General features: G+C 39.9%; 6 protein-coding genes. 4 read left to right on the top strand and 2 right to left on the bottom strand.

Annotation, left to right across the window (positions count from 1 at the left end; translation table 11 throughout):
* The first annotated feature begins 134 nt into the window (after positions 1–134).
* The 3 genes from hflX to gshB all read left to right on the top strand — a co-directional run bounded on the left by hflX (position 135) and on the right by gshB (position 3859).
* The gene (gene hflX / locus IQ247_RS12545) at positions 135–1886 is read left to right on the top strand and encodes a GTPase HflX (RefSeq protein WP_193920413.1); all 1752 of its coding nucleotides are present in this window, start codon (positions 135–137) and stop codon (positions 1884–1886) included.
* Between the two features lie 482 nt (positions 1887–2368).
* A complete protein-coding gene (gene grxC, locus IQ247_RS12540) occupies positions 2369–2626 on the top strand; it encodes a glutaredoxin 3 (RefSeq protein ID WP_193920411.1) in 258 nt (85 codons plus the stop codon).
* A 258-nt stretch (positions 2627–2884) separates the two neighbouring features.
* Entirely contained in the window at positions 2885–3859 is a 975-nt protein-coding gene (gene gshB, locus IQ247_RS12535; protein WP_193920409.1) for a glutathione synthase, read from the top strand.
* 407 nt (positions 3860–4266) lie between these two features.
* On the opposite strand, the gene ftsZ is transcribed toward gshB, so the two are convergent.
* Complete coding sequence (gene ftsZ, locus IQ247_RS12530) at positions 4267–5571, bottom strand: cell division protein FtsZ (RefSeq protein ID WP_193920407.1); 1305 nt, start codon at positions 5569–5571, stop codon at positions 4267–4269.
* A gap of 896 nt (positions 5572–6467) precedes the next feature.
* Positions 6468–7307, bottom strand: coding sequence for a cell division protein FtsQ/DivIB (locus IQ247_RS12525; RefSeq protein WP_193920405.1), 840 nt, complete (start codon positions 7305–7307; stop codon positions 6468–6470).
* 707 nt (positions 7308–8014) lie between these two features.
* Between IQ247_RS12525 and IQ247_RS12520 the strand changes: the two genes are divergently transcribed.
* Entirely contained in the window at positions 8015–9370 is a 1356-nt protein-coding gene (locus IQ247_RS12520) for an ATP-binding protein (protein WP_193920403.1), read from the top strand.
* Positions 9371–9475: the final 105 nt, after the last annotated feature.

The raw sequence follows: 9475 nt of genomic DNA, 5'->3' as shown, positions 1-9475 counted from the left end.
GAATTATAACCTTTAACCTTTAACCTTTAACCTTTAACCTTAACAACACATCTACTAAAAGAAAGAGTTTGCTTGAAAAAGCCTAGTGTAAAATAAATATAGATGTATATGGGGGACTAGTTTACTGGTCATTGATGCCTATAGAGACTATTTATGGTAATCTCCAGGGTCTGAAACACAGCCAACAAAAGCAATTGCAGCGGCTGTACCACCAGCGCATACCGGGTGATAGCTTGACAACTCCGGAATTCGCTCAAAGACTGGCGGCAATTAGTAGTGAAATAAATCAGCCAGTATGTGCCTATCTCAACCGTCGTGGACAAGTGATTCGGGTTGGGGTAGGCACTCCGGGTAAGACCCAAATTCCGCCCACAGAACTGCCGCGTTATGGTGCGGAACGACTTAGCGGTATTCGTTGTATTGCAACTCATCTAAAGCCAGAACAGCCGAATGATGAGGCTTTAACGGCTATGGCATTACAAAGATTAGATGCTTTAATTGTACTTAATATTACAGGAACGGGATTTCAACGCCGGGGCGGTGGTGCTACTGGATATGTTAAGGAAGCTTATTTGGCACACTTAGCATCCCAAGATGCTCGCGCTCTAATTAATAATTCTACTTCTCAATTAGCAACCAGCGATTATACTTCTCCTAGCTGGAGGGTTTCACCGCCGATGAGTCTGGATGCATTGAGCAAACAAGACTTTCTCGATTTGGTTGAAGGGCTTGAAGAAGAATTCCAACGGGAATTTGTTGCCAAAGAAGTAGATAGCGATCGCGATCGCGTAGTAATTGTTGGGGTTTTAACTCAAGATAAAACATCTCATCAACAATTCCACGATACTTTGGCAGAAATAAGTCGGTTGGTGGATACCGCTGGGGGGCAGGTATTGCTGACGATGCAACAAAAGCGATCGCGAATTCATCCTCAAACGGTAGTCGGTGAAGGTAAAGTACAAGAAATTGCTTTGAGTGTCCAAACTTTGGGTGGGAATCTTGTAGTTTTTGACCGGGATTTATCACCAGCACAAGTAAGAAATCTAGAACTTCAAATCGGAGTTAGAGTAGTTGATCGTACCGAACTAATTCTAGACATCTTTGCTCAGCGCGCTCGTTCCGGTGCTGGTAAGCTGCAAGTAGAATTGGCGCAGTTAGAGTATATGTTACCGCGACTAACTGGCAGAGGTCAGGCAATGTCGCGACTTGGGGGTGGTATCGGTACAAGAGGTCCCGGTGAAACCAAACTGGAAACCGAACGTCGTGCGATTAGTCGGCGAATTACTCGCTTGCAAAAAGAAGTAAACCAATTACAAGCACATCGAGAACGGTTAAGACAACGACGACAACATCAAGAAGTACCCACAATTGCAATAGTCGGCTACACCAATGCCGGTAAATCTACTTTGATCAACGCTTTAACTAATGCCTCTGTTTACACCGCAGACCAGTTGTTTGCGACTCTTGACCCGACAACGCGCCGCTTGGTAATTCCTCACGGTGAAACTGAAGAAACCCAAGAAATTCTAGTTACGGATACGGTAGGGTTTATACATAAATTACCGGGGGCGTTAATGGATGCCTTTCGCGCTACTTTAGAAGAAGTAACTGAAGCAGATGCCTTAGTACATTTGGTCGATTTATCTCATCCGGCTTGGCTAAGTCACATTCGCTCAGTCAGGGACATCCTAGCGCAAATGCCGATAACACCAGGTCCAGCCCTGGTAGTTTTCAACAAAATTGACCAAGCTAACAGCGAAACCTTAGCCTTAGCTAGGGAAGAATACCCAATGGCAGTGTTTATTTCCGCATATCAGCGGCTTGGCTTAGAAACTTTAAGAGAACGTTTGGGGCAGCTAATTCGATACGCTAACGCGACCGGATAAACACTTAGAAGATAAAACTTAAATAAATTTACACTCCTGGAGAATTTTTCTTCAGGAGTAATTTTATATGGCGGTTTTAGTTAAGTATATACAACTACATAAATTTTATTTCATCCCATACTCCAATTTTATTTATGCGGAAAACACTAGGTATTTTTATTTTCAATGCTCAACAAAGCAGTGTAAATACTGAGGTGTACTGTATTTAAACTCAATATGATAAATTTGTTACGCACCTGGATTAAAACCAACGCAATTGAGTCTGCTGTTGCTCCTGATAGTAGACTCATTCGCACTTACTTCCGTATAAAAACACTCTTAATTAACACTTAAAAAAATAGTTAAAAGTGCTTTTTTAGACTTTTTGAAAATAAAAAAACAATTTTGATATGTATCAAAAGTATCTTGTTTTACTTTTAACCCATTAACAGCTATTTATAACGTTCTAGAATTAAGAATTGCTGAATCAATATGAGGACGTTATGGCTGCCAAAGTAGAAATTTACACTTGGAGTACTTGCCCGTTTTGTATACGCGCTAAAAGCTTGCTAAAAAGAAAGGAGATTGACTTTATCGAATACAGCGTTGATGGAGACGAAGAAGCACGGGAAAAGATGGCTCATAGAGGAGATGGAAGACGTTCCGTACCCCAAATTTTTATTAATGATGTGCATATTGGTGGTTGCGACGATATTTATGCTCTAGAGTCTCAAGGCAAATTGGACGAGCTATTGGCTTAACAATATAAAAAGCTGATACTTAGAGATTGCTTGAAACTGATTCCCACCCGGATGCACGGGTGGGTTTTTGAATTTTGGATTTTAGATTTTGGATTTTGGATTGAGAGTAAAGAGTGAAGAGTTTTTGACCTTTAACCTTTAACCTTTGACCTTTGACCTTTAACCTTTGACCTTAAACCTTTAACCTTATTACACAAAAGGAGGATAATTTTAAAGGAATCACCGCAATATGAATTAACGGTAAATTGAGGCAATCCCGTGAAACTGGCTTTTATTATCGATCCTATCCAAAATTTAGACCCCTGTCATGATACGAGCGTTGCCATCATGGAAGCAGCGTGTGTTTTGGGACATGAAGTGTGGATAACCCAAGCTTGGGAGTTGAGCGTTGTAGATAGTGCTGCTTGGGCTGATCTGCAAAGAGTCGAAATTATCCCCGTTGAATTGCAAGAGCAAGGCTATAAAGCCCCAAATCCCTGGTACAAATTAAGCGATAAAACTAATATCTGTTTGAACACAATGGATGCTGTTTTCATGCGGACAGATCCACCAGTAAATGTTGCTTATCTTTATGCTACTTACATTCTCGACTATATCGACCAAAGCAAAACCTTAGTTGTTAACAGTCCCAAAGGTATCCGAGATGCTAACGAAAAAATGTATGCTCTCCAGTTTACCGAAGCCATTCCCGAAACAATTGTCAGTGCTGATAAACATCTAATTCGCAAGTTTGTTGAAGACAAAGGAGCAGCAGTTCTCAAACCCCTGGGGAACAAAGCAGGAGAAGGAATTTTATTCTTAGACAAAAGCGATCGCAATTTTAATTCCATAGTGGAACTGAGTACACTACAAGGACGAGTACCAGTTATGTTACAAACCTTTTTACCAGAAGCCAAACTTGGAGATAAAAGGATTATCTTACTTGATGGCGAACCAGTAGGAGCGCTAAATCGTCTTTCCGCTCCTGGAGAATTTCGCAATAATATGGCAGCCGGTGGTACGGTTGCTCAAACCGAAATTACTTCCAGAGAACGGGAAATTTGTACTCAATTAGCCAAAACTCTACAAAAAGATGGCTTAATATTTGTCGGTATCGATGTAATCGGCGGTTATTTGACCGAAGTTAACGTTACCAGTCCTACAGGTATTCGCGAAATTGATCGGTTTAGCAATACAAACCTGGGTCAAAAAGTTATTCAATGGGTAGAGCGGGCTACTAAAAACCACAAGTAATAATTAAATCCGTATTTAAGCAATCTTTGTAGTTATTAAACTCATGAAAAATCAGCCTTTGTCAATTAATGGGGAACTTACAAGTTTGAAATAAAAGTAAAATAATGCACCAAATAAAAACTGTTAGTACAGATGAAATACCCAAAGATTATTACCAAAAAATTAGGCATTACACAAAGTATCGCCAATTGTTAATGTCGCTGTTGCGACAGGCAATAAAACTAAAAATTTTCCCAATAACGCGATCAGTTTTTGCGAGATTGTGGGAGGCAATGAATGAATTTAATCGAGACCCCTGCACCCCCGTTTTCCCGTTCAAAACTAAGTCAAACATTAATCTACCCGGATGCACAAGATGCCAACCCATTTAATATCGGCTGCTTTGAGATATTAGCTGGCACATTGAGTTAGTTATTCGGATTACGTCGTTTTTGAAGAAACGGAGGAATTTCCAATCCAGGTTTTTGTTTGGGTTCAACTGGCTTTTGAGAATTAGAACTAGCACTTGTTGATGATGGTTGGGGCATTGTCCGTCGCTGCTGTCCTGGAGGTGGAGCTACTCGACTATTCGGGGTAACGCTTTGCTGTTGCTGGGATTGGACTTCACCTGTAAACCCGGTCGCAATTACGGTAATTCTGACTTCTCCTTCGAGTCTGTCATCAATCACCGCTCCAAAAATAATATTGGCATTGGGGTCTACCACTTCATAAATTGCTTCAGCAGCTGCATTCACTTCATGTAAAGTCAGGTCGCTACCGCCAGTGATATTAAATACCACACCTCTAGCACCTTCAATCGAACATTCCAGCAAAGGTGAAGAAATTGCCGCGATCGCCGCTTCTCGAGAGCGTGATTTACCCGAACCAATACCGATTCCCATCAAAGCTGAACCCGCATCTGCCATCACTGCTCGCACGTCGGCAAAGTCAACGTTTACCAAACCGGGAATAGTGATGATATCGGATATACCTTGTACACCTTGACGCAATACGTCATCCGCGTAACGGAAAGCTTCCTGGACGGGTGTTTGCTCTGGGATCACTTCCAAAAGTTTATTGTTGGGGATGATAATCAAGGTATCAACCCGACTTTTCAAAGCCTCAACACCTTGCTCGGCTTGACTAGTACGACGGCGACCTTCAAACACAAACGGACGGGTAACTACACCAACAGTCAAAGCACCGATTTCCTTGGCGACTTCAGCCACAACCGAAGCTGCACCAGTACCAGTACCACCCCCCATCCCAGCGGTGATAAATACTAAATCGGCTCCTTCTAAAGCCGCTGCAATTTCATCTCTCGATTCCTCTGCTGCTTTTTGACCGATTGCAGGATTACCACCCGCACCCAAACCCCGCGTTAGCTTTTGTCCAATTTGCAGACGACAAGGAGCCGCAGCCATGGTTAAAGCTTGAGCATCGGTGTTAATCGACCAAAATTCTACTCCACTCAAATCAGAAGCAATCATCCGGTTGACAGCATTTCCACCACCACCACCAACACCAATTACTTTGATATTGGCAACCCTACCGGGAACGATATCCCCAATCGGATTTTCTTCGGGAGCATGGTTGTTATTGCTGTTTTGTCCTAAACTCAGCCCAGAATGACCAAAAGGGTTATTGGTACTGATTCCTGCTAGGGAGATTCCTTGCTGTCCGGGAGACTGCGAGTTTTTATAGGTAAGCCCTTGGTTATTATCAAGTGTCATTGGATTTACGTGCATTCAGATAAACGACTTTTAGGGGTGTTATTTACCCGCTCGCGTCAACTCTAGATAAACACTGCCTAAAACAAAAAGTTACGGCAATGTTTTTTCTGTACTCTGGCTCTTCAACAGCGATGCAGGTTGGAGAACGCTAACTTTCTTTAGTTGGCGATCGCTAATATTTCACGATGGACAACTAATTCAAGAGTTGTAAACTTAAATGTTTACTAAAAAAAAAGAACTCTATAGGTTCAACCGATTTTACTATTTTTACTTGTTATTGCCTTCATATATGCTCGGCAACTCCTGATTATTGTTGTTAATCGATATTGGTCATCAATTTTACAACTAATGGTGTAGTGTTTGTGATTTTGGCTTATCCTCAGAAATACTGATTTAATCAAAAAAATGAACACAGTTAAAAATTTAATACACTTAATCTAAGCATGGAGATGATGGCGTTAAAATTCGTTTACCAATATATATTGCGAGTCATGAGGACATAAATTATCTTTATCTAAAATAAATGTTTGACTCCTCAATTCGGGTTCCTACTCCTATGATTTGTAAAGATGCGTTTTAACACGTCTTTTCGGGTAATACGCTCACCACCGCAATCCTGGTTAAATAGATGCATTATGTTTCCAACCCCCCAAACCCGATCATCATAGATTGTCTGACATCTTGCACCCTTGGATTTAAGCGTAACTACAATAAAGGGAAGATTTATACTCCCTAATGGTAGGTTTTTTGTAATTTTGCCAAACTTTTAGAGGACACAGCCATGTTAATTGTGGTGTAGGTTACTCCAAAAACAACAATCATTAATATATATTTATCAGCATAAAACTTATTTACAAACCAGGAGTGTTTTATACATTTGTTACCAGAGGAATTTTTTAAGGAGTTTGAGAGTTAATCTTCACTGTTTTATGGTTCAATTGTACTAAAATACTTTCCGGATTTGTTAAATCTATAAACTCAATTTGGCTCATATTTTCTTGATCTGGTAGACGGCGAATTTTTGCTAACAATTGGATTTTTTCCGCTAATTGAAAAGTTGGATTTCCAATATGTACTCTTCCGAGTTCTGTTTTTAAAATTAAATTAGTAGGGTTTTGACAATTAATTTCCATTACCTTTACTAAACTGTTAGTTACTTGTTGATAAAGCTGTTTCCAGAAGGGACGACACTGCTGTAAATCACCAATTAGTTTGAGACTGGGTAATTTATTCGCGGGAATTGATTTGAAGTTTTCCGTCGTCACTTCAACACCATTGATATCCACTAATCCCTCTACTGGTTTTTGATTTTTAGAATTAGTATCCTCAAGACTAGGAGTTTGAGTAATCGCTACAGGCAATATTTCGGATACTTTGACTATCAGTCCCGGTGGAAATAGACGACGAGTTACAGTTGCTTCGGTTATACCTGGTTGCTGCTTTAAAGACGCACTTAAACGACTTGGTTCAACTCGCCATAAAGACTGGGGATAGGATAATGGAATTTTTGACTGTAACACTTCATCGGAGAATAACTGATTTCCAGAAACAGTAATATCTTTCTTGCTTTTAATTACCCATATTGGTTGAATCAAAAACCATAGCAAGCCACCCGCTAACCCTGTAATTGCCAAGGTTCGCCAGATTTTGCTAATAATGTTTATCTGTCTGTTGCGACGGAGTTTTTCGCGACGACCTGCCAATTCTGTGGAGGAAACTGATAATATTTCCGGCATTTAAACCTCGAAATGCATTTTTTTTCAAGTTATTGTATGAAGATGAATAAGTTAGTTTCAGGCAAACCTGTTAAGGTCAGTAATTTATTTGACAAGCATTTTTCTCTAATTTATCCCATAACAATATGCTAAAAAAAGACCAAAATCATTGGCGTGTATTTTTGCTCTAATGTAGCCTTTTTACTTGAGAGTGACATTTATTTGCAAGCCAAATCGCTACAAATAATCCGAGAAAATCACCATCGCTGTTACAGATATCTTGTTCTGAAACATTAATCGCCCTTTGTTATTCGCTCAACAATTAAATTTCACATTATACACACTCAACGCTTACTACATGAAAAACTAATACTAATTTATTCCTTTTTGGCAAAAAAAACCCACATCGAATCTAGTTGACTTGACGTATTTTCAAAAAAATGATATGCATGGTTTGCAACAATTAATACTTAAGTAAAAATTAAGGAGTTATACAAATTATTTTTTTTATACCAAAAACCAATTAAGCGATTCAATACAAACGAGTCGGCGGGCAGAAAGGCGGTCAGGGTTCCCCGGTTATAGTTGAAACTACGTTTTTTTTGGCAAAATTCTGCCTAATCCGGGATAAAAAGGCAAATACGAGCTAGGAACATCAGGGAAAGGAAAAATCAGCCATACCTAGAAAGTAGGGGTTGATAGTAATTATTTATATCAAGTGCATCTACATGAAAACTACATTAAATTTGTCAAGGTTTTTTAAAACCTGTAATCCGAGCAGAACCTTGGTGATGGGTGATGATTCCGATAGAAGATACTATATAGATTTTTCTGAGGTACGGGGTTGCAAAATAGTCGAGGAATTGAAGCGAACGATTGTCCGTATTTCTCCTGATGAACCAACTTGTCAATTATTTACAGGTCATATTGGCTGTGGTAAATCAACTGAGTTACAACGTTTGAAAGCAGAATTAGAAGAAGCGGGATTTCACGTAGTTTATTTTGAATCCAGCCAAGATTTAGATATGGCGGATATAGATGTCAGCGATATTTTGCTGAGTGTAGCTCGTCAAGTCAGCGTCAGTTTAGAAGCGATCGACATTAGACTCAAGCCTGGTTATTTTGCAAATTTATTTCGAGAAATTGGCGATTTTTTGCAAACTCCCATAGATTTATCCGCAGAAGCCGAGTTTTCCTTGGGTATTGCCAAAATTAGCGCTAAAACAAAAGATAGCCCCCAATTACGTTGTCAACTCAGGCAATATCTAGAACCCCGTACAAATAGCATTTTGCAAGCGATTAACGAAGAAGTATTAGATAAAGCTAGCAAACAGCTACAAATGAGGGGACAAAAAGGAATAGTTGTAATCATTGACAATCTAGATAGAGTTGATATGCGCCCGATGCCATCAGGGCGATCGCAACCGGAATATCTGTTTATTGACAGAGGTGAACAGTTACGTCGGCTGAAATGTCATGTAGTTTACACAATACCTTTGGCGTTGATTTTTTCTGGTGAGTATGAAACGCTGAAAAATCGTTTGGGGGGTGGTATTGCTCCTAAAGTTTTGCCGATGGTACTAGTACGTCAAAGAGATGGTGGTGATTCTGAAGCGGGAATGTCTCTGTTACGTCAGTTGGTTTTAGCAAGGGCATTTCCCGAAGTTTCTGCCGATATTAGATTGAAATTGATTCCGGAAATATTCGATAGTTGCGAAACATTAGACCGTTTGTGCCGCATCAGCGGCGGTCATATCCGCAATTTATTAGGGTTACTTTACAGTTGTTTGCAGCGACAAGATCCCCCCTTCGAGCGTTCTTGTTTGGAAGCTGTAATCAAAGATTATCGCGACGATTTACTTTTGGCTATTGACGATGAAGAATGGCAATTACTTTATGAAGTTGTTAATCAGCAGACAGTCAAAGGTGAATCTGAATATCAAAGATTGTTGCGGAGTATGTTTGTTTTTGAATACCGAGATGTTAGAGGAAGGTGGTTTGGCATTAGTCCGGCATTAGCAGAAACCGAAAAAGTCCTCGGTTGGGAAAATTCCGAATACAAGATTCCGGCAACTTTTCCTTAATAGAAAAAACATCAATTCTTTGCTGTTATTTGTATCTTTGTAAAAAGAAACAAGTAAAGCTCTTTACTGCTGACTGATAACTGATAACTGTTAACTGATAACTGT

It is taken from the genome of Plectonema cf. radiosum LEGE 06105 (assembly GCF_015207665.1).
GTDB lineage: Bacteria > Cyanobacteriota > Cyanobacteriia > Cyanobacteriales > Nostocaceae > Rivularia > Rivularia radiosa_A.
The sequence above is the reverse complement of the archived record's forward strand: the minus strand, read 5'-3'. Positions and strand labels throughout refer to the sequence as shown.

What these genes read in the sequence shown, in the direction of transcription:
- hflX (WP_193920413.1), top strand. Translation starts at nt 135, where the DNA reads ATGCCTATAGAGACTATTTATGGTAATCTCCAGGGTCTGAAACACAGC.
- IQ247_RS12525 (WP_193920405.1), bottom strand. Translation starts at nt 7,307, where the DNA reads ATGCCGGAAATATTATCAGTTTCCTCCACAGAATTGGCAGGTCGTCGC.
- grxC (WP_193920411.1), top strand. Translation starts at nt 2,369, where the DNA reads ATGGCTGCCAAAGTAGAAATTTACACTTGGAGTACTTGCCCGTTTTGT.
- ftsZ (WP_193920407.1), bottom strand. Translation starts at nt 5,571, where the DNA reads ATGACACTTGATAATAACCAAGGGCTTACCTATAAAAACTCGCAGTCT.
- IQ247_RS12520 (WP_193920403.1), top strand. Translation starts at nt 8,015, where the DNA reads ATGAAAACTACATTAAATTTGTCAAGGTTTTTTAAAACCTGTAATCCG.